The organism is Kitasatospora sp. NPDC101155 (genome assembly GCF_044768305.1).
Lineage (GTDB): Bacteria > Actinomycetota > Actinomycetes > Streptomycetales > Streptomycetaceae > Kitasatospora.
The window spans coordinates 1-22714 of sequence record NZ_JBIWPN010000081.1 but is presented as its reverse complement, the minus strand read 5'-3'; the positions used below and the strand labels follow the sequence as shown (position 1 = coordinate 22714).

The 22714-nt window shown below is 70.1% G+C and carries 24 protein-coding genes and 2 pseudogenes; 13 read left to right on the top strand and 13 right to left on the bottom strand.

Going from position 1 to position 22714, the window contains the following annotated elements:
* Positions 1-110: 110 nt before the first annotated feature.
* Together ACIRYZ_RS43950 and ACIRYZ_RS43945 are read left to right on the top strand one after the other, a co-directional pair.
* On the top strand, positions 111-362 hold the full coding sequence (locus tag ACIRYZ_RS43950; protein WP_402954501.1) for a hypothetical protein: 252 nt from the start codon (positions 111-113) through the stop codon (positions 360-362).
* Complete coding sequence (locus ACIRYZ_RS43945) at positions 350-481, top strand: hypothetical protein (protein ID WP_402954498.1); 132 nt, start codon at positions 350-352, stop codon at positions 479-481. Before ACIRYZ_RS43950 ends, ACIRYZ_RS43945 begins: the two co-directional genes overlap by 13 nt.
* Positions 482-534: 53 nt before the next feature.
* Here ACIRYZ_RS43945 and ACIRYZ_RS43940 read toward each other — a convergent pair whose 3' ends face one another.
* The gene (locus tag ACIRYZ_RS43940) at positions 535-1005 is read right to left on the bottom strand and encodes an NUDIX domain-containing protein (RefSeq protein ID WP_402954495.1); all 471 of its coding nucleotides are present in this window, start codon (positions 1003-1005) and stop codon (positions 535-537) included.
* A gap of 4 nt (positions 1006-1009) precedes the next feature.
* On the bottom strand, positions 1010-1753 hold the full coding sequence (locus tag ACIRYZ_RS43935; protein WP_402954492.1) for an XRE family transcriptional regulator: 744 nt from the start codon (positions 1751-1753) through the stop codon (positions 1010-1012).
* Positions 1754-1944: 191 nt separating this feature from the next.
* On the opposite strand from ACIRYZ_RS43935, the gene ACIRYZ_RS43930 reads away from it, so the two are divergent.
* The 4 genes from ACIRYZ_RS43930 (at position 1945) to ACIRYZ_RS43915 (ending at position 3752) form a co-directional block, all read left to right on the top strand.
* Positions 1945-2139, top strand: coding sequence for a hypothetical protein (locus ACIRYZ_RS43930; protein WP_402954489.1), 195 nt, complete (start codon positions 1945-1947; stop codon positions 2137-2139).
* On the top strand, positions 2129-2308 hold the full coding sequence (locus tag ACIRYZ_RS43925; RefSeq protein ID WP_402954486.1) for a hypothetical protein: 180 nt from the start codon (positions 2129-2131) through the stop codon (positions 2306-2308). Before ACIRYZ_RS43930 ends, ACIRYZ_RS43925 begins: the two co-directional genes overlap by 11 nt.
* Positions 2309-2427: 119 nt before the next feature.
* Positions 2428-2577: a hypothetical protein gene (locus ACIRYZ_RS43920; RefSeq protein ID WP_199922064.1), complete on the top strand. Its 150-nt coding sequence runs from the start codon at positions 2428-2430 to the stop codon at positions 2575-2577.
* Positions 2574-3752, top strand: a complete 1179-nt coding sequence (locus ACIRYZ_RS43915) for a methyltransferase domain-containing protein (RefSeq protein ID WP_402954483.1) — start codon at positions 2574-2576, stop codon at positions 3750-3752. Before ACIRYZ_RS43920 ends, ACIRYZ_RS43915 begins: the two co-directional genes overlap by 4 nt.
* A 147-nt stretch (positions 3753-3899) precedes the next feature.
* Here the strand turns inward: ACIRYZ_RS43915 and ACIRYZ_RS43910 are convergent, their stop codons facing one another.
* Positions 3900-4100, bottom strand: a complete 201-nt coding sequence (locus ACIRYZ_RS43910; RefSeq protein ID WP_218198576.1) for a hypothetical protein — start codon at positions 4098-4100, stop codon at positions 3900-3902.
* Positions 4101-4116: 16 nt separating this feature from the next.
* On the bottom strand, positions 4117-4305 hold the full coding sequence (locus tag ACIRYZ_RS43905; RefSeq protein ID WP_402954479.1) for a hypothetical protein: 189 nt from the start codon (positions 4303-4305) through the stop codon (positions 4117-4119).
* A gap of 147 nt (positions 4306-4452) precedes the next feature.
* On the opposite strand from ACIRYZ_RS43905, the gene ACIRYZ_RS43900 reads away from it, so the two are divergent.
* Entirely contained in the window at positions 4453-5781 is a 1329-nt protein-coding gene (locus ACIRYZ_RS43900; RefSeq protein WP_402954476.1) for a helix-turn-helix domain-containing protein, read from the top strand.
* An 84-nt stretch (positions 5782-5865) separates the two neighbouring features.
* Here ACIRYZ_RS43900 and ACIRYZ_RS43895 read toward each other — a convergent pair.
* The 5 genes and pseudogenes from ACIRYZ_RS43895 to ACIRYZ_RS43875 all read right to left on the bottom strand — a co-directional run.
* A pseudogene (locus tag ACIRYZ_RS43895) lies at positions 5866-6090 on the bottom strand (alpha/beta hydrolase family protein); the annotation flags it as partial.
* Between the two features lie 276 nt (positions 6091-6366).
* Positions 6367-7194 carry a phosphotransferase gene (locus tag ACIRYZ_RS43890; RefSeq protein ID WP_402954473.1) on the bottom strand — a complete coding sequence of 276 codons (828 nt, stop codon included), beginning with the start codon at positions 7192-7194 and terminating at the stop codon, positions 6367-6369.
* Between the two features lie 319 nt (positions 7195-7513).
* Positions 7514-8824, bottom strand: coding sequence for an aspartate--tRNA(Asn) ligase (gene aspS, locus ACIRYZ_RS43885; RefSeq protein ID WP_402954470.1), 1311 nt, complete (start codon positions 8822-8824; stop codon positions 7514-7516).
* Positions 8825-9456: 632 nt separating this feature from the next.
* Positions 9457-11484 carry a prolyl oligopeptidase family serine peptidase gene (locus ACIRYZ_RS43880; RefSeq protein WP_402954467.1) on the bottom strand — a complete coding sequence of 676 codons (2028 nt, stop codon included), beginning with the start codon at positions 11482-11484 and terminating at the stop codon, positions 9457-9459.
* A gap of 83 nt (positions 11485-11567) precedes the next feature.
* On the bottom strand, positions 11568-13076 hold the full coding sequence (locus ACIRYZ_RS43875) for a peptide MFS transporter (RefSeq protein ID WP_402954464.1): 1509 nt from the start codon (positions 13074-13076) through the stop codon (positions 11568-11570).
* Between the two features lie 331 nt (positions 13077-13407).
* On the opposite strand from ACIRYZ_RS43875, the gene ACIRYZ_RS43870 reads away from it, so the two are divergent.
* Both ACIRYZ_RS43870 and ACIRYZ_RS43865 read left to right on the top strand, forming a co-directional pair.
* A complete protein-coding gene (locus ACIRYZ_RS43870) occupies positions 13408-14082 on the top strand; it encodes a response regulator transcription factor (RefSeq protein ID WP_402954461.1) in 675 nt (224 codons plus the stop codon).
* A gap of 63 nt (positions 14083-14145) precedes the next feature.
* Positions 14146-15393 carry an ATP-binding protein gene (locus ACIRYZ_RS43865; RefSeq protein WP_402954458.1) on the top strand — a complete coding sequence of 416 codons (1248 nt, stop codon included), beginning with the start codon at positions 14146-14148 and terminating at the stop codon, positions 15391-15393.
* Between the two features lie 65 nt (positions 15394-15458).
* Here the strand turns inward: ACIRYZ_RS43865 and ACIRYZ_RS43860 are convergent, their stop codons facing one another.
* Positions 15459-15971 carry a GtrA family protein gene (locus ACIRYZ_RS43860; protein WP_387630656.1) on the bottom strand — a complete coding sequence of 171 codons (513 nt, stop codon included), beginning with the start codon at positions 15969-15971 and terminating at the stop codon, positions 15459-15461.
* A 291-nt stretch (positions 15972-16262) separates the two neighbouring features.
* Here ACIRYZ_RS43860 and ACIRYZ_RS43855 point away from each other — a divergent pair, with 291 nt between their 5' ends.
* Positions 16263-17402 (top strand): 5-(carboxyamino)imidazole ribonucleotide synthase, encoded by a 1140-nt coding sequence (locus tag ACIRYZ_RS43855; RefSeq protein ID WP_402954503.1) that lies wholly within the window; start codon positions 16263-16265, stop codon positions 17400-17402.
* A gap of 31 nt (positions 17403-17433) precedes the next feature.
* Here the strand turns inward: ACIRYZ_RS43855 and ACIRYZ_RS43850 are convergent, their stop codons facing one another.
* A complete protein-coding gene (locus tag ACIRYZ_RS43850; RefSeq protein WP_402954454.1) occupies positions 17434-18678 on the bottom strand; it encodes an RNA-guided endonuclease InsQ/TnpB family protein in 1245 nt (414 codons plus the stop codon).
* A 159-nt stretch (positions 18679-18837) separates the two neighbouring features.
* Between ACIRYZ_RS43850 and purE the strand changes: the two genes are divergently transcribed.
* Both purE and ACIRYZ_RS43840 read left to right on the top strand, forming a co-directional pair.
* A complete protein-coding gene (purE, locus tag ACIRYZ_RS43845) occupies positions 18838-19362 on the top strand; it encodes a 5-(carboxyamino)imidazole ribonucleotide mutase (RefSeq protein ID WP_402954451.1) in 525 nt (174 codons plus the stop codon).
* A 33-nt stretch (positions 19363-19395) separates the two neighbouring features.
* Positions 19396-20601, top strand: coding sequence for a dipeptidase (locus ACIRYZ_RS43840; RefSeq protein WP_402954448.1), 1206 nt, complete (start codon positions 19396-19398; stop codon positions 20599-20601).
* A gap of 3 nt (positions 20602-20604) precedes the next feature.
* Here ACIRYZ_RS43840 and ACIRYZ_RS43835 read toward each other — a convergent pair whose 3' ends face one another.
* Together ACIRYZ_RS43835 and ACIRYZ_RS43830 are read right to left on the bottom strand one after the other, a co-directional pair.
* A complete protein-coding gene (locus ACIRYZ_RS43835) occupies positions 20605-21018 on the bottom strand; it encodes a CoA-binding protein (RefSeq protein WP_402954445.1) in 414 nt (137 codons plus the stop codon).
* A 46-nt stretch (positions 21019-21064) separates the two neighbouring features.
* Entirely contained in the window at positions 21065-22402 is a 1338-nt protein-coding gene (locus ACIRYZ_RS43830; RefSeq protein ID WP_402954442.1) for a UDP-glucose dehydrogenase family protein, read from the bottom strand.
* Between the two features lie 196 nt (positions 22403-22598).
* Between ACIRYZ_RS43830 and ACIRYZ_RS43825 the strand changes: the two are divergent.
* Positions 22599-22714 (top strand): annotated as a pseudogene (locus ACIRYZ_RS43825) (acyl-CoA dehydrogenase); the annotation flags it as partial.

Below are 22714 nucleotides of genomic sequence, written 5' to 3'. Positions count from 1 at the left end.
CCGTTGCGGTTAACGCCGCACGACGGGTTCGGGAGGAGGCCGCTGGGAAAAGGGCCAGCTCACATGCTGGCACCTCGCCCGGCGGCCCACCTCGCGCTGGACTCCCTCGCGTGACCCGCGACCCCATCGCCCCGGACGACCCCCGGATGCGCGACTACACCGAGCCCCAGATCACGACGCTCCTGGGCGAGTTGCACCGGCGCGGCCTGCCGTACGGGCTCCTCTGGGGCTCCGCCTCGCCCGGCGAGACGACCCTCGACGGCCGCATCCTGATCGACTTCGGGAACGCGCCGGTCAGCACTCTGCTCAACCTCCTCCACCTGCTCCGCTGCCTGGAGCGGGACGAGGCGTGGCACCGGTGAAGTTCTTCGTCGGCGCGATCCTCCTGGCCCTCCTCGCCCTCGCGATCGCCACCGTGGCCCTGGGTGCCATCGCGACCCTCAGGATGCCCCGCCCCGAGGAGTACGACGAGCAGCACTGAAACGCGCGAAGGCCCTCGCCCACCCAGGGCGAGGGCCTCGCGGGCGCCTTCTGTCAGCCGAGATGGGGGATCGCCCTGTGCTCCAGGAAGTGCTGAAGCCGGAGACGCTGAGTGTGGTGCATCGGCAAGCCTTCAATGTCGCTTGGCGCGACGAACTGAAGGTCGGTGGACTCGTCCGAGATCCGCAGTTCCCCGCCCGCGATGCGCGCGGTGAAGCAGACGTTGAACTGTTGTCGGACTTCGCCGTCCGAGTACGCGATCACGTGTCGGGGGTCGGTGTACGTGCCGACGAGCCCGGTGATCTCGACGTCGAGCCCGGTCTCCTCGCGGACCTCTCGGACGGCCGTTCCCGGAAGCGATTCGCCGAGATCCATCGTTCCGCCCGGCAGCGCGTACAGGCCGTTGTCGGTGCGTCGCTGGAGCAGGATGCGCCCTTCGGGATCCGTCACTACTGCGGACGCTGCCACGACCAGCCGGTTCGGCTTGGGCGCGTTGGGATCGTCGTAGAACTCCGTCCGTGCCACGTGATCAGCTCTCCTCCACCGGTAGTGCGGCGTTCCACACTGCGTCGAAGCTCGCAGCATAGGTGTCGAACAGTGTTCCTGCGCCGGTTCGTCGCAGATGCCAGACGGGTGCTCCGAAGGCGTTGGCCCCCCACACGTGTGCATTCACCAGGACTTCGTCATCTGCCCGGTAAAGACTGTTGTAGAGAGTGGTCCCGTGGGTGCGGATCTCAATGCCCGGTGTGCCGAGCAGCGGGCGGTAGTGCATGAGAGCAAGGTGGCACCGGGATTCGATACCGTGACCGAACTTCTCCTCCTCTCCGCGCTGCCTGACGTTTGCGCTGTCAGGGTCGCCGAGTGCGATCCGGACCGTGCAACCTTCGGTGGCGCGTTCCCGAAGCAGATCGTTGAGACGCGGGTACGCCTCGTGGAGAAACACGGCGGCGTAGACCAGCACGTCGATGCGTTCTGCAGCCTGCCCGAGCAGGTCCACGAAGACGGATACCGGTAGGTCGGCGCGCTGTTCGTAGAGGGCCACCAGCTCGGGACTTATCGCCCTTGCGGCGCGGGGCTGCCGCAGTCTTGGCCACAGTGCGAACATGTCTTCTCGTAGTGCTTCAGCGGCCAGACGGGCCGTCCCCAACCGGGGCGTTCGGTTCTGATTGGCCCATCGCTCAACAGACTTGGTGTCCACTCCGGCCTTGTCTGCCAGGGCGGCGCACGTCCAACCGCCCGACGCCATAGCGGCTTTCAGCCTCTCGTTCGGCATCTCGCCTGTCTCTCCGCGAAGCCCGGACTCTTGTAGGGACGTTGTACCGCGTGAGGGACGTTCCGAAGTGTCCTTTGCGTGAGGTTTCACCGTCCCGGGTGCTGCCGGAAATTGGTGACAGCTCGGCGGGAGGAGGCCAATGGTGGCGAAGATGCGGGATAAGGCGGCGCCCTGTGGCGGGCGTTAGTCGTATGGCGCTGGTCGGGCGCATCCTGCCGATCACGGCCGAGTCCGCCCCGGACGCCGACCAGTGCCCCGGGTGCGAGCTCTTCGACGGCATGGAAACGCAGTACCCGGACAAGCCCACGATCCTGCGCAAGGTCGCCAAGTGGCGTGCTCAGCACGTGGACGACGGGGAGTGCCTGGCGGTGCGCGATGACGGATAACGCCCAGGAAGCGCCGCAGACAGCCTTGCAAGGCCTTGGCGGGGACGCCGAGCCCCGGCCGGTTCTCTCCCCGGAGGAGTTCAGCAAGGCTCCGTTGACGCCCGAGGAGCGTGATCGGCGGGCGGATCTGCTCGCCAGGCTGCGCGAAGCCAACCACCCGTGGCGCTGACTGAGAACCGGCCCCCTGGGGCCTCACAGACCCCCGCCCCGCCTGGGGAAGACGCGGGGCGGGTAGCACCACCCAACGGGCAACCGCCCATTGGGCCCAACCAGCACGGAGGTACTGAGATGGGCAAGCGCGGAGGCGGGTCCGGCGACGGCAAGGGCGGCGGCCAGCAGGACGACAGCAACAAGGGCGCCGGACACGGCGGCGGCGGGTCCGACGAGGGCGGCAACACCTCCGACGGCTCGTCCCCGGCGGGCGGCAGCGGCAAGTGACCGGCGAGACGCACCAGGAGGCGGGCCCCCAGGGGCTCGCCTCCGCGCTGATGGCCAGCGGCGCACTCTCCTCGGACTGGTTCCCGTCCTTCAAGGCCGTACCCCGTGAACTGTTCGTCCCGGATCGCATCTGGCCGGGCATCGCGGACGGCACCAAACAGAACTCCGTGGTGTACCGGTCGCAGGACCCCGAAGCCTGGAGGCGGGCGGTCTACTCGGACATCCCGCTGACCACGCAGTGGGACGACGGCGACCACAAGGGGGACGGGCTCGGTACGACGCCGAGCTCGTCCAACTCCATGCCCACCATGGTGTTCTCGATGCTCAAGGACCTCGACGCGCGCCCGGGCGACAGGGTGCTGGAGGTCGGAGCCGGCACGGGGTGGAACGCCGGCCTGCTGGCCCACCGCCTGGGCAGCCCCAACGTGGTGACCGTCGAGTACGACCCGGACGTTGCTCGCGGCGCCCGGGAGAATCTGGACCGGGCCGGACTCGCGCCGACCGTGGTCGAGGGCGACGGACGGCAGGGCTGGCCGGACAGTGCTCCCTACGACCGGATCATCGCCACCTGCTCCCTGCTGGAGATCCCTCCGGCGTGGCTGGCGCAGACGGCCCCCGGCGGGATCATCGTGGCGCCCTTCGGCACCGAGTACGGCGGCGAGCAGATCGTCCGGCTGACCGTGAACGACGACGGGACCAGCGCGAGCGGCAGGTTCACGCGGAGTTCCGCGTTCATGCGGCTGCGCCAGCAGCGCACGGACCGGCCGCCCTTCGAGGACTACCTGCGCGGTCAGGAGTGGCCTGCCGATGGGGTGAGAAGCACCACCGCGCTGGCCCCTCCGGACACGGGCGGGTGGTTCGAGCAGTTCGTCATCGGGGCGGGCGTGCCCGGGGTGTTCTGGCGGGCGGAGCGCTACGACGACGGCGCGTACACGCTGTGGCTCTACAGCCGGGACACCCTCTCCTGGGCCTCCGCCGACTATGAGCGGGACCGCACGGAGTACGAGGTGTACCAGTCCGGGCACCGGAACCTCTGGGACGAGGTGGAGGCGGTGTGGCGCTGGTGGGACGACCAGGGCCGCCCCGGGTTCGACCGGTTCGGCCTGACGGTCGGGCCCGAGGGGCACACCGTGTGGCTGGACAGTCCGGAGAACCCGGTGCCGCCCCGAGGCTGAGTCGTTCCGTCACTTCGCCCCGTCGAGCCCGGTCGGTTCGACGGGGCGAAGGCCTGCCTATTCCTCGCAGCATCGCGCTGCGAGGTCGACACTGTGTACACCGGCGCTGGTCATGGACTTCGAGAGCGGCCCGCTTCGGTGTGCCGGTCAGCCGAAGGGCAGGACCTGGGTGCTGCCACCGGCCAGGATGTGCTGGTACTCGCTCCCGCCGTTGAGTGAGCGGTAGTTGATCACCGGATCGCCAGCTCGTACGAGGGTGGTCGCACATCCGAGGCACCAGGGCTGTGGCGGCTGCACGTCGAGATCCTCGATCACCGCAGGAGCGGAGCACTGCGTGCAGTCCGCCATCGCATCCTCCCCGGGGTTAGGCCCAGGTGGAGCCGCACGCGGTGCAGCCCCATCGGCCGTCCATGGTCTGGTAGGTGGCGCCCGATCCGCAGACCGGGCAGGTGCGGGCGCTCGGCTCGTTGACCCGCTCCAGCAGGGTACTGGGCGTTGGGGTGGTGGTGGGCTCGATCTCGGTGACGGGCTTGTCGAGCAGGATGGTGCTCATGGCGTCTCCCCTCGGGATGGAGTGGCAGAGGTGCGCCGGCCGGGCGTCACCCAGGGAACTCGGCTGCGGTCCAGATGTGGATGCCGTCGGGGGGCTCCCGCACGCCGTGTGCGTGCCCCGCACACCCCGTGCACGCCCTGCCTGGGGATGTCGTCCTATCGATACGGTTGCAACTCCGCGCAGCCGAAGGGCGACACCGTGTCACGTCAACGTCAGCTTGGGATGGCCATCAGGGCCGCTCGGTGTGCACGGCGGATGACTCAGGCCCAGCTGGGCCGGGCGTGTGGCTACTCGGCGTCGGCGATCAGCCGGGTTGAGGCGGGCGCGCTCCGGCCAACCGAGCAGGCGCTGCTGCGGATTGCCCAGGCGTTAGACCTGCCGCTTGACGCCATTGGCCTGGGTCGACCGGCTACGCTGGCGCGGGATGTGACCCCGGATCAGGAGGACGCCATGCTCCGCAGGCAGCTGCTCGTGGCCGGCATGGCGGCAGCTGGGGCGTCGATGCTTTCATCCGCCTCCGCTGCTGCCGCGCGCCCAGATGCATCAGCCCGGATCGTTGGGGCCCTGTATGAGCCCGAACCCTCTGAACCCACGTCGTTGCAGCAGCTCAAGGCATCGCTGACCTCGGCGCGCGCTCAGTTCACGGCGGCCCGCTACCGACACCTCGGCGACTTCCTGCCCGGCTTGTTGGGCTCGGCGCAGGCGACCCGCGAGGCCCTGTCCGGCCGGTCCCGCGAGGAGGCCCATGGGTGCGTCGCCCGTGCCTGGGTGCTGGCGACGGAGCTCGCGTTGAAGGCTCACTCCGACGTCGCGTGGCCGGCAGCGGACCGGGCTTTGGCTGCGGCCCAGGCCAGCGGCGATCCGGTGGTGCACGGGGAGGCAGCTCGGGTTCTGGCGATCACGATGCGGCGTTCAGGACGCCCGGCCGCCGCCGTCGATCTCCTGCGTCGCACCGCTGACTCGCTCTCCCAGGACCGAAACGACGTGTCCTGGGCTGTGGCGGCGACCCTGCTGATGACGTCCGCCTACACGGCTGCGTGCGGGCAGCGCCGAGGCGACGCCCTCGACCTCATGTCGGGCGCGGCGGACGCGGTCGATCGGGTGACCAGCGCCAGGTTCCGGCCGAGCACCCCGCTGTTTACCGTCGACGCCACCAGTCCGCAGGTGGACCTGTACTGGATTGGCGTACACACGGCGCTGGGTACCCCCGACGAGGGGGTGCCGTACGCGGTGCGTATTGCGCCGGGACAGCTGCCGACCGCCGAGCGCCGGGCCCGGTACGGCACGGACTGCGCGCGCATGTGGCACCACCTCGGCGACCACCGCAAGACGTTCGCGTCGCTGCGGTTCACCGAGCAGGTCGCCCCGGAGGAGGTGCGTCGGCCGGCTCTGCGGGCGCTCACAGCGGACCTGCTGTACGCGCCGGTCACCGTGGCCGGCGTGCGGGAGCTTGCCGCGCGCACAGGCGTCTCATAGGGGCGGCGGCCCCCTGCGAGGAGGACGCTGCTGGCGAATGAATGACCAACAGCGTCCGGCCGACGACCCCAGGCGGGTCTTCGGTCAGGAGAGGCCCAATGACCGCCGCAGGAAGTCGAGTTCGTGTCGCAGCAACTGCTCCACCGTGCCCTCGCCGCTCGGCCGGTGCCCGGCGCCGCGCAGTGGCAGGACCTCGTGCGGGTGGCTGGCGGCGAGTAGGGCACTGGAGAGCCGCAGGGTGTGGACGGGGAAGACGTTGTCGTCCGCGAGGCCCTGGATCAGCAGCGGCGTGCTCGATGCCGCCGAGGCACTGGTGAACGGGTGGCGACCGGCCGTGGTGTGGGGCATGAGCCCGTTCGGCGGCAGCACGACCGCACTCATATGGGCGAGGGTGGCCCCAAGGACGTTCCTGCGGGCACCAGCTGCCACGGCGGTGCAGGCAGCATTCCGGGTCGCCTTCACGCTCCCCAGGGTGGAGGCGGTGGCGGTAGACACCGACGATGCCGGGCACCTGCGGGAGCTGCTCGGTGGCCTGGCATACACGATCGACACCGAGCTGCTCCGGTCGTACCGGCAGCTCCTGCGTCAGTCCGCCTGAAGCTCCTTCGCCACCTGCTCGGCCAACACGCGGGCGCCTTCAAGTCGCGGGTCCTCGGGATGCGCGTACGGCCCGAGGATCTTCGCCGCGACGAACAAGGTCATCAGCTTGCCGTCCCGGCTCGCGAAGTCGCCGCTCCGCTCGACGCGGACGCGATCGGCCAGCGCCGGTACGGCAAGCGACGCCGCCCACAGCGTGGCAGCGTCCAGACCGCGCGGGGCCATGCCCCAGTCTTCCCAGTCGAAGATGCAGAACTCGGGCGCCGTCACGTTTGCCCAGTTCAGATCCGCATGCGCCGGGCACCACTCGCTCACCGTGGCGTCGACGCCCGGGAACACCTGGTGGATCGTCTGAGTCACCAGCTCCTGGGTGATCGTCTCCGTGTCCGGCGTGGCGATCCGATTCGTCCGCTGCCGAGCGAGCGCATCGAGAGAGGCGTTCAGCTCCGACCACCAGCTGGGCGGCAGCTCGGGCTCCTCGGCCACAACTGCGGACCCCGCTGGGGCGGATGGCAGTAGTTCGGTCTCATCGGCCCGCCACATCACCGGCTCGGTCTCGTCCCGCCAGGCGACGCCGGCCAGCCACGCGGGCTTCGCAATTCCGTGCAGGGCCTCAGCGGAAGGGGTGCCGTCCCCGCCTTGGACGCCGATCCGGTCGAGCCCTCGCCGCTCGATGCGTACCCACGTGCCACGCGCCGTGCCGGCTCCCACGGATCGGCGTTTGCGGACCACCGTCGCCTTGTCGAGCCTCGTCCCCAAGGCCGTCTCGACACGTCCCAGCACCTCGTCCACCGGTACCCGGCGCAGATCCGTCATGGGACAACGGTATCGATGCTCAGCGGGTTGGGAGTCGCTCCAAAGGACGGCGTTGGCCATTTCACTCGCCAACGCCGTCCCACCCAGGTCGAAGGTCTCGCGGTTGCCCGTGCGCAGGCCGGGGCCGTTGCCCGGAAAACGGCCGGGGCCGCCGTGGATCTCAGGAATCCACGGCGGCCCCGGAGCTTCACCGGGCTGACGTCCTGGGACAAGAACCCCGCTGAAGCATGGACGCATGACCCGCGCAATGTCCGCTACTGAGCTGGCGTCCCACGACACGAGGTTCCTGCCCATGTCGTGGGACGCAGCCACAATCCGGTTACGGGGTAAGCCGGTTCGGCCCACGGAACAGGAAAGTCGCCTCGCGAATCGAGGCCAGGCCGAGCATGACCATCAGCACCCGCCCGAGGCCCATGCCGAGGCCCCCGTGCGGTGGGCACCCGTACCGGAACGCGTTCAGGTAGTCCTGCATCGGCTCCGTGCTCATGCCCTTCTCGGCGGCCTGCTTCAGCAGCACGTCGTGCCGGTGCTCGCGCTGCGCGCCGGTGGTGACCTCCAGGCCGTTCCACAGCAGGTCGAAGCTCAAGGTCACGCTCGAGTCGTCGGCGGGCCGCATGTGGTAGAAGGGCCGGATGCCGACCGGGTAGTGGGTGATGAACACGAACTCATGCCCGGTGGCCTCCTTGATGTGGGCCGAGATGCCCCGCTCGCCCTCCGGGTCCAGGTCTTCCTTGCCCCCTTCGGGGTCCCAGCCGCCCTTGCGCAGGATCTCCTGCGCCTCGGCCATGGTGATGCGGGGAAAGGGCGTCGTGGGCACGGTGACCTCGACGCCGAAGTGCTCGGCGATCGCTTCGCCGTGCAGGGCGGCGACCTTGGCGATCGCGTGGGCGAGCATCTGCTCCTCGAACGCCATCACGTCCTCGACCCCGTCGATCCAGGCCAGTTCCACGTCGACGCCGGTGAACTCGGTGGCGTGCCGGGAGGTGAACGACGGTTCGGCGCGGAAGACCGGCCCGATCTCGAAGACCTTTTCGACGCCGGCCGCGATCGCCATCTGCTTGAAGAACTGCGGCGACTGCGCCAGGTAGGCGCTTCTGCCGAAGTAGCCGAGCTTGAAGACCTCCGCGCCGGACTCCGAGGCGGTGCCCATGAGCTTGGGGGTGTGCATCTCGGTGGCACCCTGCGCATAGGCGTACTCGCGCATGCCCTGTTCCAGGGTGGTCTGCACGGCGAACATCAGCTGGGTGGCGGGACGGCGGCGCACGTCCAGGAAGCGCCAGTCCAACCGCTGCTCCAGGCCGGTGTGGTCGTCGATCGGCAGCGGCGTGGCGGCCGGGTTCAGGACCTCGACCGCCTCGGGAACGATCTCCAGGCCGCCGAGCTTGACCTGGGCCGCGTCGACGACGCGGCCGGTGATCCTCACGGCGGACTCGGGCGTGAGGGCTTCGAGCTGGGCTTCCAGTGGCCCGTCGTCACGCGTGTGGGTCACCTGCACCATGCCGGTGTTGTCCCGCACGATGACGAACTGCATCTTGCGCTGGAGGCGGAGGGTGTTCACCCATCCGCAGACGGAAACGGTATGGCCGATGTGTTCTCGCAGGTCGGAGACACGGACGCGGCTGTGGATCATTGCGGTCCTCCGAAGGACATCGTCATGATCCCTTGGGAGTGCGGGCGAGAAGGGTAACTCGCGGTACCACCGCACTTTCGCCGCCACGCAGTGGCGGCCTCAGTTCGGCCCGGTGACGGGGGCCGGCCGGCGGGGCATTGGACCACCAAGCGGGGTCGTTCCTCCCCGCGCTCAGGAGGGTCTTCACGTCGGGGCGCGAGACCGCCTTCCCAGCTTCCGGCGGCTCTCTCTGCTCGCGTGATCCCTGGCTACTCGTCTCCATCAACGCGTTGCCTAGCAGGGTACGGAGCGTGTGGCAGCGATGGCAATCAAGTAACCCACATGGACGGGAGGACCTGCCGTGAGCGCGACCATGCGACGGGCTGTGGTCGCGGATTTCGAGGAATTCACCCCACGGCTCGAACGGCGCATGGGCTCCCCAGTTGGGGGACTCCGGGGGCACCGGTTCGGTGCCCCCGGAGTCAGCTGGTGTGCTCAGCGCGTGCGGCGCTGAGGGCCTGGGCCCGATGCAGCGGGCGGGGTGGCCGGAGTCCGGCGCAGGAAGTCGGCCTGGCCGACTTCCTGCGCGCTCAGGTGCTTTCTGCGCCAACCGGGTGGCCGACGATCATGCTGCGGCGGTCGTTGGGCGCCGATCACTCCGCGCCCAACGACCGCCGCAGGAAGCCCAGTTCGTGCCGCAGCAGGTTCTCCACCACGGCTTCGTCGCTCGGCCGGTGCCCGGCGCCGCGCAGCGGCAGGACCTCGTGCGGGCGGCCGGCGGCGAGTAGGGCGTGGGAGAGCCGCAGGGTGTGGACGGGGAAGACGTTGTCGTCGGCGAGGCCCTGGATCAGCAGCAGTGGGCGGCTGAGCTTCGGCGCCTCGGTGATCAGGTCGCAGGAGTCGTAGTGCCCGGGGTACTCGTCGGGGTGGCCGAGGAAGCGTTCCTGCCAGTGGGTGTCGTACATCCTGTGGTCGGTGGGCGCGGCCCCGGCCAAGGCGGCGTGGAAGACGTCCGGGCGCCGCAGTACCGCGAGGGCGGCGAGGAAGCCGCCGTACGACCAGCCCCGGATGGCGACCCGGTCGAGGTCGAGCAGTCCGGGCCGCAGCCGGGCCGCCTCGTGCAGGCCGTCGATCTGGTCCTCCAGTGCGGGACCGGCCTTGTCGCCCCAGATCGTCTTGTCCCAGAGCGGCCCGCGCCCGGGGGTGCCGCGCCCGTCCACCACCAGCACAGCGAAGCCCTGGTCGGCGAACCACTGCGAGACCAGACCGAACCAGAGCCCGCCAGTGGTCACCCGCTGCATCGCCGGGCCGCCGTACGGGTCGAGCAGGACGGGCAGCGGGCCGTCGCCGGGCTGGTGGCCGGTGGGCAGGTAGAGCGCGGTGCGCAGTTCGCGGGGGCCGAGGCGGAGGAACTCGGGCCGCGCCGTGCGGACGGGCGGCTCCGCGTGCGAAACCAGCGGGAGCGCCGCGCGCCCGTCCCGTAGCACCACCGTCCGCCCGCCGGGGTGGCCCTCGGCGCGGGTGGTGAGGACCAGCGTGCCACCGCGCCGCACACCGGTGCGGAGGCCCGGGCCGCTGCTCAACTGCCTTATGCCGACGTCCGGTTCGTAGATCCACAGCTGGGTCTCGGTGGGCTCGTCGGAGGCGGTGAACAGCACCTGCTCGCCCTCCGTCCCGAGCACCGCGCGCAGTTGCAGCCGGGCCGGGGTGACCGGTTTGCCGTCGACGGTCAGGTGCCGGGTGTCGCCGTCGTCGGCGGTGTCGACCAGCGCGCCGCTCGCCGTCCGGACCGGCAGTCCGGGGAGCAGTTCGATCCAGTGCGGGTCGTCACGTTCGGCGAGCACCCGGGTGGCGCCGTCCGGCTCGACCGCCAGGGTGCGCACAGTGCGCTGGTCGCGGCTCTGCACGGCGGCGTACGGGCCGTGGCCGTCCCAGCCGGCGGCCGTGACGTACTCGAAGGCGGCGCGGTCCCAGCGGACCTCGGTCCGACTGCCGTCGAGGCCGAGCAGCCAGAGCGAGACGTCGGCGTTGGCGGTGCCGGCCAACGGGTAGCGGATGGCGCGCGGCGGCTGCTGCGGGTCGGTCGGGTCGGCGAGGAACCAGCGGGTGACCGGGCGGTTGTCGACCCGGGCGACGAGCAGCGCGGTGCCGTCGGGGGCCCACCAGTGGCCTCGGTCGCGGTACATCTCCCCGACGGCGACGTACTCGGCGAGGCCGTACGTCACGTCCTCGGCCTCGGGTTCGGCGAGCGCGCGGTCATCCGCACCGTCGACGCCGACCACCCGCAGGGCGCCGCCGCTGACGTAGGCGATCCGGCGGCCGGTCGGGTCCAGCCGCACCTCCTCGGCCTCGCCGCCGGAGGTGACCGGGCGAACCGTGGCCGTGCGGGTGTCGGCCAGCCACAGCGCGCCGTCCAGCGCGAAGGCGGCGTACCGCCCGGCGGAGTCGGTGCTGTACGAGGCGATGCCGGTGGCGGAGCCGAGCGCGGCCGGGTCGGCGATCAGCCGCTCCGCTCCGCTGTCGGTGTCCAGCGCCCAGAGGCAGGTGAGCGGGTCGGTGCCGCCGCGGCTGCGCAGGAACAGGACGGTGGCGCCGTCGGCTGTGGGCTCCGGCTGGACGGGGACGCCCAGGGTGAACCGTCGGGTGCGGGCTAACTGGCGGGGCAGCGAGTCGGTGGCCATGCGGGCACGGTAGGCGGAAAACGACCGGGGCCGCCGTGGATCTCAGGAATCCACGGCGGCCCCGGAGCTTCACCGGGCGGACGTCAGTGCACGTCGCCCATGAGCTTGACGACCTTCTTGCGGTACATCGCCAGCGCGATACCGGCGATGATCGCCAGGACGCCCTGGACCGCGAAGTACATCGTGCTGCCGACCACCTTGTCGCCCAGCACCAGCTGGAAGATGGCGGCGACGCAGTCGCCCGCGGTGACCGCGAGGAACCAGACGCCCATCATCTGGCTGGCGTACTTGGTGGGCGCCAGCTTGGTGGTGACGGACAGGCCGACCGGGGAGAGGGTGAGCTCACCGACGGTCTGGACCAGGTAGACCATGGCCAGCCACAGCGGGGTGACCTTGGTGTCGCCGGAGGCGGAGGCCATCGCCAGCATCATGACGATGAAGGAGGCGCCGATCATCAGCAGACCGAAGGCGAACTTCATGGTCGTGCTGGGGTTCTTCGACCGGCGGGCCAGGGCGACCCAGATCCAGGCGAAGACCGGGGCCAGCGCCATGATGTAGAGCGGGTTGAGCGACTGGAACCAGCTGGACGGGAAGTTGAACCCGAACAGCGTGGACGCGGTGTGCTCGTCGGCGAAGATGTTCAGCGTCGAGCCGGACTGGTCGTAGATCATCCAGAACACGGCGGCGGCGACGAAGAACCAGATGTAGCCGCTCATCTTGGACTGCTCGGTGGCGTCGAGGTCCTTGTCGCGCTTGACCTTGGCGAACACCAGGACCGGGATCGCCAGGCCCGCGATGGACAGCGGCCAGATCGCCCAGTTGATGGTGAAGTGGCCGGTGGCGGCGACGACCGCGTAGAAGACCGCCGCGACGGCCAGCCAGATGCCGGCCTTGGTGAAGATCTTCCGCTTCTCGTCCGCGCTGATCGGCGAGGTGACGACGCTGCTCTTCGGGCTCAGGTGGCGGGTGCCCAGCAGGAACTGGCCCAGGCCGAGGGCCATGCCGACGCCGGCCAGGGCGAAGCCCAGGTGCCAGTTGACGTTCTGGCCGACGGTGCCGATGACCAGCGGGGCCGCGAAGGCACCGAGGTTGATGCCCATGTAGAAGACGGTGAAGCCACCGTCACGGCGCGGGTCGTTCGGGCCGTCGTACAGGTGGCCGACCATCGTGGAGATGTTGGCCTTGAGCAGGCCCGAGCCGATCGCGATGAACGCGAGGCCGACGAAGAACGACGCGCTGAACGGGACGGCCAGCAGGAAGTGGCCGATCATGATGATCGAGCCGCCGACCGCGACGGTCTTGCGCGCGCCGAGGAAGCGGTCCGCGATCCAGCCGCCCGGGAGGGCCAGCAGGTAGACCATGGCCGTGTAGACGCTGTACACGGCGGCGGCGACGGCCGCCTTCATGCCGAGGCCGCCGTCCGCGATGGAGGCGGTCATGTAGAGCACCAGCAGGGCGCGCATGCCGTAGTAGCTGAAGCGCTCCCACATCTCGCTCATGAAGAGAGTGGCGAGGCCGCGGGGGTGCCCGAGGAAGGTCTTGCCGCTGGGAGTGGCCGACGTGACGCCGGAGTCCAGGGTCGTAGACGCCATGAGTAGTGGTTCCTTGCCTGACAGCGTCCGCCTAGGGGGGTGGCGGCGGACGTTGGACTTGAACCACTCTACGTGGCGATATTTGGCGTTATCAGATGACAAAAGTCGCGAATTAGGTATGGGAATGGCAAAGCTTGCGACAGACTTGCCCGATTGATCCATGGTACGCAGGCCGGTCTTCCTTCGGTTTCAAGATCCAAAAGGAGAATCTTCGCCGAACGCCCGGTCGGCAACGCTCCGTTGACGCTCGAATGGCCCTTGTATAACGATCACGCTCTGTGAACTACCTCACAGGGCGTACGGCCATACCCCGGCGGACTACCATCACCACATGACCTGTGTGCTGCTCGCCGAGGACGATCCGGCGATCTCCGAACCGCTCGCCAGGGCCCTGCGACGCGAGGGCTATGAGGTGCTCGTCCGCGAGGACGGTCCGACCGCCCTGGCTGCCGGCCTCACCGAGGAGGTCGACCTCATCGTCCTGGACCTCGGCCTGCCCGAGATGGACGGCCTTGAGGTCTGCCGACGCCTGCGCGCCGACGGCAAGAGCTGTCCCGTGCTCGTGCTCACCGCCCGCGCCGACGAGGTGGACACCGTGGTCGGCCTGGACGCCGGTGCCGACGACTACGTCACCAAGCCCTTCCGCCTGGCCGAACTGCTGGCCCGCGTCCGGGCCCTGCTCCGGCGCGGCAACGTCGACCAGCTCACCACCGGCGCGCACGGGGTGAAGATCGACATCGAGTCCCACCGCGCCTGGCTCGGCGAGGAGGAGCTGACCCTCTCCGCCAAGGAGTTCGAGCTGCTGCGCGTTCTGGTCCGCGACGCCGGCCGGGTGGTCACCCGCGAGGAGATCATGCGGCAGGTCTGGGACACCACCTGGTGGACCTCGACCAAGACCCTGGACATGCACATCTCCTGGCTCCGCAAGAAGCTCGGCGACGACGCGGCGAACCCGCGCTACATCGCCACCGTGCGCGGTGTGGGCTTCCGGTTCGAGAAGAATTAGCCCCGTACGGAGATCCTGGCCGGGCAACGGCCGATGAAGCGGAACACCTCGGGGAGCAGCAGCGTGAAACGCCGGATGATCAACTCGCTGCTGGTCGTCGTCCTGGTGGTGGTCGTGGTGTTCTGCGTGCCGCTCGCCCTGGTCGAGAAGCGCACCATCGTCAACTCGGCCCAGGACCGGGTGGACGCGACCGCCGTCCGGGTGCTCGCCCTGGTGGAGAGCCGGCTCGGCGCGGGCGAGTCGGTCAAGGAGGGGCGCGTCTTCGAGAGCCAGGTCACCGAGGGCAGCTACGTCGAGGTGCAGATCCCCGGCCAGCAGGTTGTCTCGGCCGGCGACCGCCCGGCCGGGAACCAGCTGCTGAAGGCCGCCGAGCACGGCATCAACGGCGAGATCGTCACCGTCGAGCAGTCCCGCGAGGACGTCGACCACGAGATCGCCAACAACCTGCTGCTGCTCGGCGTGGTCGCCCTGCTGGCCGTCCAGGCCGCCGTGGCCCTCGCCGTCTGGCAGGCCAAGCGGCTCGCCCGGCCGCTCACCGACCTCGCCGAGACCGCCGAACGGCTCGGCTCCGGCGACCCGCGCCCGCGCGACCGCCGCTACGGCGTGCCCGAACTCGACCGGGTCGCCGAGGTGCTGGACGTCAGCGCCGAGCGGATCGCCCGGATGCTCACCGCCGAGCGCCGGCTCGCCGCCGACGCCTCGCACCAGCTGCGCACCCCGCTCACCGCGCTCTCCATGCGGCTGGAGGAGATCATCGCCCTCGCCGAGGAGCCGGAGACCGTCAAGGAGGAGGCGACCATCGCCCTCCAGCAGGTCGAGCGGCTCACCGACGTGGTCCAGCGGCTGCTCACCACCCAGCGCGACCCGCGCAGCCCCACCGCGGTCGCCTTCGACCTGGACGAGGTGATCAAGCAGCAGGTGGAGGAGTGGGGCCCGACGCTGCGCGAGCAGGGCCGGGTGCTGTCCCTGGAGGGCCTGCACGGGATCACCGCGGTCGGCACCCCGGGGACGGTCGCCCAGGTGCTGGCCACCCTGATCGAGAACTCGCTGATGCACGGCGCCGGGACGATCACCCTGCGGGTCCGGCCCTCCGGCACCTCGGTGGTGGTCGAGGTGCAGGACCAGGGCGCCGGAGTGCCGGCCGACCTCGGCAACCGGGTGTTCGAGCGCGCGGTCAGCGGCCGCAACTCCACCGGCATCGGCCTGGCCGTCGCCCGCGACCTCGCGGAGGCGGACGGCGGCCGGCTGGAGCTCCTCTCGCTGAAGCCGGCGGTGTTCGCGCTCTTCCTCGGCCGCAGCCACGAGGACTGAGGGTCTTCAAGCCGTTCGGGCTTCGAGGCCTGTCCGACCCTGGGCGGCCGTCCGGGTGGCGCGGGCTACTCGGCCGGGGCGTAGCGGATCTGCTCGGCGGCCAGCATCAGCTCGGCCTGGGCGGCCAGCTCCTGGCCGCTGGCGGCGTCGACGGCCTGCGCGGGCTCGGGCTCCGCCTTGAACACCCAGGTGCGGTACGAGAAGAAGCGGAACACGGTGGCCACGCCGAGGCCGATCACCTTGGCGCCGAGCTGCTCGTAGTGCGAGTCCAGGTGCAGCACGTACACCGTGAAGCCGAGCACGCCGGTCTCGATCAGCATGCCGATGCCGCTGTACACCAGGAACAGCGTGATCTCCCGCTTGCGCGAGGCGGCGTCCCGGTCCCGGTACAGCCAGTAGCGGTAGCCGAGGTAGTTGGTGGCGATCGCGATCACGGTGGCCGCGATGTTGGACCGCAGTGAGGCCAGGCCCAGGCCGTTGATGCAGACCCAGAACACGGCGAAGTTGATCACCACGCCGCTCAGGCCGACGATGCCGAACTTCACGACTTCACCCGTGAGCCCACGCATCTTCTGCATGAGCGAGGGTTTCGAAGCTGCGGTCGTCGCCATACCGGACTGCCTCCATGTGCCTGCGGACGAAAGGGCGGCCGACCTGGGACGCGGCCACCCTTGTGTCCTGCGTGCACGCACATGATCCGACTGCGTGGACGAGGACCTAGCCGTCCAGGCTACCCGCTTCCATCGAACGGCTCAGCCCTCGGAGGCGGGGGTTGACATCTACGCGCGTCCACTACTCACGGCCCGCCCGCGGCTCCACCACCCCCCACCGGCCCGGATATCCTGGGCCGCGTGACTTCCCCGGGCAATGTGAATTTTCCAGTGGTAGGCATGATCGGTGGCGGACAGCTGGCCCGCATGGCACACCAGGCGGGCATCCCGCTCGGGGTCAGGTTCAAGCTCCTCGCCGACACGCCGCAGGACTCCGCCGCACAGGTGGTCTCCGAGGTCGTCCTCGGTGACTACCGCGACCTCGACACCCTGCGCCGCTTCGCGGCCGGCTGTGACGTCGTCACCTTCGACCACGAGCACGTCCCCACCGAGCACCTGCGGGCCCTGGAGGCCGACGGCATCGCCGTCCGCCCCGGCCCGGACGCGCTGGTCAACGCCCAGGACAAGGGCGTGATGCGGGCCAGGCTCGACTCGATCGGCGTGCCCTGCCCCCGGCACCGGATCGTCGCCGACCCGGCCGACGTCACCGCCTTCGCGAACGAGGGCACCGGCTACCCGGTCGTGCTGAAGACCGTCCGCGGCGGCTACGACGGCAAGGGCGTCTGGGTCGTGGACACCGAGGAGGAGGCGCAGGCCCCGTTCCTGGCGGGTGTCCCGGTGCTGGCCGAGGAGAAGGTCGACTTCGTCCGCGAGCTGGCCGCCAACGTGGTCCGTTCGCCCAGCGGCCAGGCCGTCGCCTACCCGGTCGTCGAGAGCGTCCAGGAGAACGGCATCTGCGGCGAGGTCACCGCCCCCGCGCCGGACCTCGACCCCGCCCTCTCCGACGAGGCCCAGCAGCTCGCCCTGCGGATCGCCGGCGACCTCGGCATCGTCGGCCACCTCGCCGTCGAGCTGTTCCAGACCCGGGACGGCCGCATCCTGGTCAACGAGCTGGCCATGCGCCCGCACAACTCCGGGCACTGGACCCAGGACGGCGCGGTCACCTCGCAGTTCGAGAACCACCTGAGGGCCGTCCTCGACCTCCCGCTCGGCGACCCCCGGCCCCGCGCCAGGTGGACCGTCATGGTCAACGTCCTCGGCGGCGACTACCCGGACATGTACCACGCCTTCCTGCACTGCATGGCCCGCGACCCCGGGCTGCGGATCCACATGTACGGGAAGGACGTGAAGCCCGGCCGCAAGGTCGGCCACGTCAACGTCTTCGGGGACGACCTCGACGACGTCCGCGAGCGCGCCCGCCACGCGGCCGCCTACCTGCGAGGAACGATCACCGATTGACCTCCTCCCCCGTGAACGCGGGGGATTCCCCTCAGCCTCGCGGCTGAGCCGCTGCGCGTGAGCGCTGCGGTGGGACTACTTCCTGCTTCACCGACGACCGCCCGCCCGGAGTGCTCCGTTGAGGTCTTACACCGTCTCCACAGGCTGCAACCGCCAGCCCGGCGGCCAAGATGTTCTTCGCGGCGTTGACGTCCCGGTCGTGGGTCGTCCCGCAGTCGCACGCCCAGGTCCGGACGTTGAGTGGCATCCTGCGCTGCAGGGTGCCACAGGCCGAGCACAGTTTGGAGGAGGGGAACCAGTGGTCGATCACGACCAGATCCCGCCCGTACCACTCGGCCTTGTACTTCAGCATGCTCCGCAGCTCGGACCACGACGCATCGGCGATGGCACGGGCCAGGGTGCGGTTCTTGAGCATGTTGCGGACGGTCAGGTCCTCGATCACGATCGTTTGGTTCTCACGAACGAGATGCGTGGTGACCTTGTGCAGAAAGTCCCTGCGCCGGTCGGCGATCCGGGCGTGCGCCCGGCCGACCTTGAGACGGGCCTTCGCCCGGTTCTTCCCATTTCCCTTGGCTTTGCGCGACAGGTCCCGTTGGGCCTTGGCGAGACGCTCCCGGTCCTTGCGCTCATGCCTCGGGTTGCGGATCTTCCCGTACTCGTCGGTCAGCCCCGGAACGGGACGAGACAAAGTGAGCAGGGAACTAACACCGGCGTCGACGCCGACGGCGGCGTCGGTCGCGGGCATCGGCGTGGGCCGGTCGTCGCACAGCATGGAGACGAACCAGCGCCCGGCCGGGTCCTGCGACACCGTGACCGTGGTCGGCGTGCTGTCCTCGGGCAACGGCCGGGACCACGCAATGGCCAGCGGCTCGGTCATCTTCGCCAGTGTCAGCCTGCCGTCCCGCCACCGGAATGCGGAACTGGTGTACTCGGCGGACATCCGGGACTTCTTGCGGGACTTGAACGTCGGGTATCCAGCGCGCCTGGCCCAGAAGTTGGTGAACGCTCCTTGCAGGTGTCGCAGTGTCTGCTGCAACGGAACCGACGACACCTCAGCGAGGTAGGCCAGCTCGTCGGTCTTCTTCCATGCCGTCAGCATCGCACTGGTGGCGTTGTAGTTGACGCGCTCCTGCCTCTGCTGCCACGCCTCGGCGCGGGCCTGCAGTGCCAGGTTGTAGACCTTCCTCACGCACCCGAACGTGCGCGACAGCTCAGCTGCCTGTGCATCGGTCGGATAGAAGCGGTACTTGAACGCCCGCTTCACGTGCGTGGCCATGGTTTACATGATAGCCAGTCAGCTTGTGAGTAGCTCGCGGTGATCACCTGCCGAGACGCCCTGCCGCCTTGGCGGCGGTCTGGCTATCCCTGTCCCGCTGCGCGGGAGTTTCGTTTCCTACCTCCGGCTGGAGCCGGGGGTATCCCCGAAAGGACCTTGATGACCTCTCCTGTCGTTGGCATCGTGATGGGCTCCGACTCCGACTGGCCGGTCATGGAGGCCGCCGCCCAGGCCCTGGACGAGTTCGAGATCCCCTACGAGGTGGACGTCGTCTCCGCCCACCGGATGCCCCGCGAGATGGTCGCGTACGGCGAGAACGCCCACCGGCGCGGCCTGAAGGCGATCATCGCCGGCGCCGGCGGCGCGGCCCACCTGCCGGGCATGCTGGCCTCGGTCACCCCGCTGCCGGTCATCGGCGTGCCGGTGCCGCTGCGCTACCTGGACGGCATGGACAGCCTGCTGTCGATCGTCCAGATGCCGGCCGGCGTGCCGGTCGCGACCGTCTCGGTGGCCGGCGCGCGCAACGCGGGCCTGCTCGCGGTCCGGATGCTCGCCGCGTTCGACACCGAACTCGCCGAGAAGATGATCGACTTCCAGGCCGAGCTGAACAGCCAGGCCACCGAGAAGGGCAAGAAGCTCCGGGCCAAGGTGGCCGGCTCCACCTCCTTCGGCTTCGGCAAGTAAGACCGCTGGTGGGGGTGGGGTAGAACAGCAAGTATGACTTCTCAGACGGACTCCCCCACCCCGCTGGACCGCGCCCGGGCCCTGCTCCGCACCGCCCCCGTGGTGGACGGTCACAACGACCTCCCCTGGGCGATGCGCGAGCAGGCCGGGTACGACCTCGGCGCGCTCGACCTCGCCGCCGACCAGAGCGACCGCCTGCACACCGACCTCGCCCGCCTCGCGGAGGGCGGGGTCGGCGCGCAGTTCTGGTCCGTCTACGTGCCCGCCTCGCTGGCCGGCGACCACGCGGTCAGCGCCACCCTGGAGCAGGTCGACTTCGTCCACGCCCTGGTCGAGCGCTACCCCGACCGGCTGCGGCTCGCCCGCACCGCCGCGGACATGGAGGCCGCCCGCGCCGAGGGCCGGATCGCCTCGCTGATGGGCGCCGAGGGCGGCCACTCCATCGACTGCTCGCTGGCCACCCTGCGCGCCCTGTACGAGCTCGGCGTGCGGTACCTGACGCTCACCCACAACGACAACGTGCCGTGGGCCGACTCCGCGACCGACAAGCCGGTGGCCGGCGGGCTGACCCGGTTCGGCGAGGAGGTCGTCCGGGAGATGAACCGGCTCGGCATGCTGGTCGACCTCTCGCACGTCTCCGCCGACACCATGCGGGACGCGCTGCGGGTCACCGAGGCGCCGGTGGTCTTCTCGCACTCCTCGTCCCGCACGGTCTGCGACCACCCGCGCAACATCCCGGACGACGTGCTCGCCCAGCTGCCCGCCAACGGCGGGGTGGCGATGGCGACCTTCGTCCCGAAGTTCATCCTGCCCGCCGCCATCGAGTGGACCCTGGCCGCCGACGAGAACATGCGCGCCCACGGCTTCCACCCGCTGGACACCACCCCGCCGGCCATGGAGCGCCAGCGCGCCTTCGAGGCCGCCAACCCGCGCCCGATCGCCACCCCGGCCACCGTCGCCGACCACCTCGACCACATGCGCGAGGTGGCCGGCATCGACCACGTCGGCATCGGCGGCGACTTCGACGGCACCGCCTTCCTGCCCGACGGCCTCGACTCGGTGGCCGGCTACCCCAACCTGGTCGCCGAACTCCTCGGCCGCCACTGGTCGGAGGCCGACCTGGCCAAGCTCACCTGGCACAACGCCGTCCGCGTCCTGCGTGACGCCGAGTCGGTCGCCGCGACCCTGCGGTCGAGCCGCCGCCCGTCCATCGCGACCATCGCCCGGCTGGACGGCTGACGCTCAGCCCAGCCGCGGGATCTCGATGGCCGGGCACCTGTCCATCACCATCGAGACCTCCGCGGCCCTGACCCGCCCGTACGCGGCCTCGTCGACCACACCCAGCTGGAACCAGACCGCCTTCGCCCCGGCCGCCACCGCCTGGTCGGCCACCTCCCCGGCCAGCGCGCTGTTCACGAACACGTCCACCACGTCGACCGGGAACGGGATCTCGGCGAGCGAGGCGTACCCGGGCTCGCCGAGCACCGTCTCCGCCTTCGGATGCACCGGCACGATCCGCTTGCCGTAGCGCTGCAACACCCGCGCCACCCCGTACGCGGCCCGCGTGGTGTTGTTGGACAGCCCCACCACCGCCCAGGTGTCACCCGCCCCGGTGAGGATCCCGCGGACCGTCGCATCGTCGCCGTAGCTCGTCATGCCGGTGCCAACGGCGCTCCGCCGAAGGGCATTCCCCGGCCGGGTGTCAGCTCGGGCGGCCGAGGGCGCGGTAGGTCCAGCCGGCGGCGCGCCAGGCTTCGGCGTCGAGGACGTTGCGGCCGTCGAGGAGGCGGCGTTCGGCGACGACGGCGCCGAGTTCGGCCGGGTCCAGCTCGCGGAACTCGGCCCACTCGGTGAGGTGGAGGACGACGTGGGCGCCCTCGGCGGCTTCCAGGGCGGAGCCGGCGTAGGCGAGGGAGGGGAACATCTTGCGGGCGTTGTCCACGGCCTTCGGGTCGTAGACGGTGACCTGGGCGCCCTGGAGCTGGATCTGGGCGGCCACGTTGAGGGCGGGGGAGTCCCGGATGTCGTCCGAGTTGGGCTTGAAGGCGGCGCCGAGGACGGCGATCCGGCGGCCCAGGAAGCCGCCGCCGCACTGCTCGCGGGCCAGCTCGACCATCCGGGAGCGGCGCCGCATGTTGATCGAGTCGACCTCGCGCAGGAAGGTCAGCGCCTGGTCGGCGCCGAGCTCGCCGGCCCGGGCCATGAACGCCCGGATGTCCTTGGGCAGGCAGCCGCCGCCGAAGCCGAGGCCGGAGTTGAGGAACTTGCCGCCGATCCGCTCGTCGTAGGAGAGCGCCTTGCTGAGCTGGGTGACGTCCGCGCCGGCCGCCTCGCAGACCTCGGCCATCGCGTTGATGAAGGAGATCTTGGTGGCCAGGAAGGAGTTGGCGGCGGCCTTGACCAGTTCGGCGGTCGCGAAGTCGGTGACCAGGAACGGCACTCCGGCCGAGATCGGCTCGGCGTACACCTCGCGCAGCAGCCGCTCGGCCCGCTCGCTCTGGGCACCGACCACGATCCGGTCCGGCCGCAGGGTGTCCTGGACGGCGAAGCCCTCGCGCAGGAACTCCGGGTTCCAGGCGAGTTCGGCGCCCTCGCCGACCGGCGCGAGCGCGGCCAGCCGTTCGGCCAGCCGGGCCGCCGAGCCGACCGGGACGGTGGACTTGCCGACCACCAGGGCCGGGCGGGTCAGGTGCGGCGCCAGGTCGTCGATCGCGGTGTCCACGTACGACATGTCGGCCGCGAACTCGCCCTTGCGCTGCGGGGTGTTGACGCAGATGAAGTGCACGTCGCCGAACTCGGCGGCCTCCTTGGCGGAGGTGGTGAAGCGCAGCCGCCCGGTGGAGCCCTCGTGCCCGGCGACGTGCTTGAGCAGCAGCTCGGACAGCCCCGGCTCGTACATCGGGACGCGGCCTGCAGTGAGGGTGGCGATCTTGTCGGGATCGATGTCCAGACCCAGCACCTCGAAGCCGAACTCGGCCATCGCGGCGGCATGCGTCGCGCCGAGGTAGCCGGTGCCGATCACGGAGATGCGGAGGGTCACGGGTTCCCCTTAGAGCGGTTTCGACCAGTAGAGGTGCCCCTGATGCTATCCGCCCGGCCCGGTCCCGCAGGGATCGCCCGCGTCCGGAGGCTGCTAGGCAGCCGCAGGTCGGAGCCCTAGAATTTCTACTGAACGGTAGTTAACCCCGGATTCGACGTCGATCAGACTTCGGCCACTGGACCACGAGGCAGGCATCATGGCGGGCAGCGCGGCTGACTTCGATCTCTTCCGTATCTCCGAGGAGCACGAGATGCTCCGTGAGGCGGTGCGTTCGCTGGCCGAGGCGAAGATCGCGCCGTTCGCGGCGGAGGT

What these genes read in the sequence shown, in the direction of transcription:
- ACIRYZ_RS43900 (WP_402954476.1), top strand. Translation starts at nt 4,453, where the DNA reads ATGTCGTCCTATCGATACGGTTGCAACTCCGCGCAGCCGAAGGGCGAC.
- ACIRYZ_RS43860 (WP_387630656.1), bottom strand. Translation starts at nt 15,971, where the DNA reads ATGCAGAAGATGCGTGGGCTCACGGGTGAAGTCGTGAAGTTCGGCATC.
- ACIRYZ_RS43935 (WP_402954492.1), bottom strand. Translation starts at nt 1,753, where the DNA reads ATGCCGAACGAGAGGCTGAAAGCCGCTATGGCGTCGGGCGGTTGGACG.
- ACIRYZ_RS43835 (WP_402954445.1), bottom strand. Translation starts at nt 21,018, where the DNA reads ATGACGAGCTACGGCGACGATGCGACGGTCCGCGGGATCCTCACCGGG.
- ACIRYZ_RS43920 (WP_199922064.1), top strand. Translation starts at nt 2,428, where the DNA reads ATGGGCAAGCGCGGAGGCGGGTCCGGCGACGGCAAGGGCGGCGGCCAG.
- ACIRYZ_RS43910 (WP_218198576.1), bottom strand. Translation starts at nt 4,100, where the DNA reads ATGGCGGACTGCACGCAGTGCTCCGCTCCTGCGGTGATCGAGGATCTC.
- ACIRYZ_RS43850 (WP_402954454.1), bottom strand. Translation starts at nt 18,678, where the DNA reads ATGGCCACGCACGTGAAGCGGGCGTTCAAGTACCGCTTCTATCCGACC.
- ACIRYZ_RS43890 (WP_402954473.1), bottom strand. Translation starts at nt 7,194, where the DNA reads ATGACGGATCTGCGCCGGGTACCGGTGGACGAGGTGCTGGGACGTGTC.
- ACIRYZ_RS43880 (WP_402954467.1), bottom strand. Translation starts at nt 11,484, where the DNA reads ATGGCCACCGACTCGCTGCCCCGCCAGTTAGCCCGCACCCGACGGTTC.
- ACIRYZ_RS43925 (WP_402954486.1), top strand. Translation starts at nt 2,129, where the DNA reads ATGACGGATAACGCCCAGGAAGCGCCGCAGACAGCCTTGCAAGGCCTT.
- ACIRYZ_RS43905 (WP_402954479.1), bottom strand. Translation starts at nt 4,305, where the DNA reads ATGAGCACCATCCTGCTCGACAAGCCCGTCACCGAGATCGAGCCCACC.
- purE (WP_402954451.1), top strand. Translation starts at nt 18,838, where the DNA reads ATGACCTCTCCTGTCGTTGGCATCGTGATGGGCTCCGACTCCGACTGG.
- ACIRYZ_RS43870 (WP_402954461.1), top strand. Translation starts at nt 13,408, where the DNA reads ATGACCTGTGTGCTGCTCGCCGAGGACGATCCGGCGATCTCCGAACCG.
- ACIRYZ_RS43840 (WP_402954448.1), top strand. Translation starts at nt 19,396, where the DNA reads ATGACTTCTCAGACGGACTCCCCCACCCCGCTGGACCGCGCCCGGGCC.
- ACIRYZ_RS43875 (WP_402954464.1), bottom strand. Translation starts at nt 13,076, where the DNA reads ATGGCGTCTACGACCCTGGACTCCGGCGTCACGTCGGCCACTCCCAGC.
- ACIRYZ_RS43930 (WP_402954489.1), top strand. Translation starts at nt 1,945, where the DNA reads ATGGCGCTGGTCGGGCGCATCCTGCCGATCACGGCCGAGTCCGCCCCG.
- aspS (WP_402954470.1), bottom strand. Translation starts at nt 8,824, where the DNA reads ATGATCCACAGCCGCGTCCGTGTCTCCGACCTGCGAGAACACATCGGC.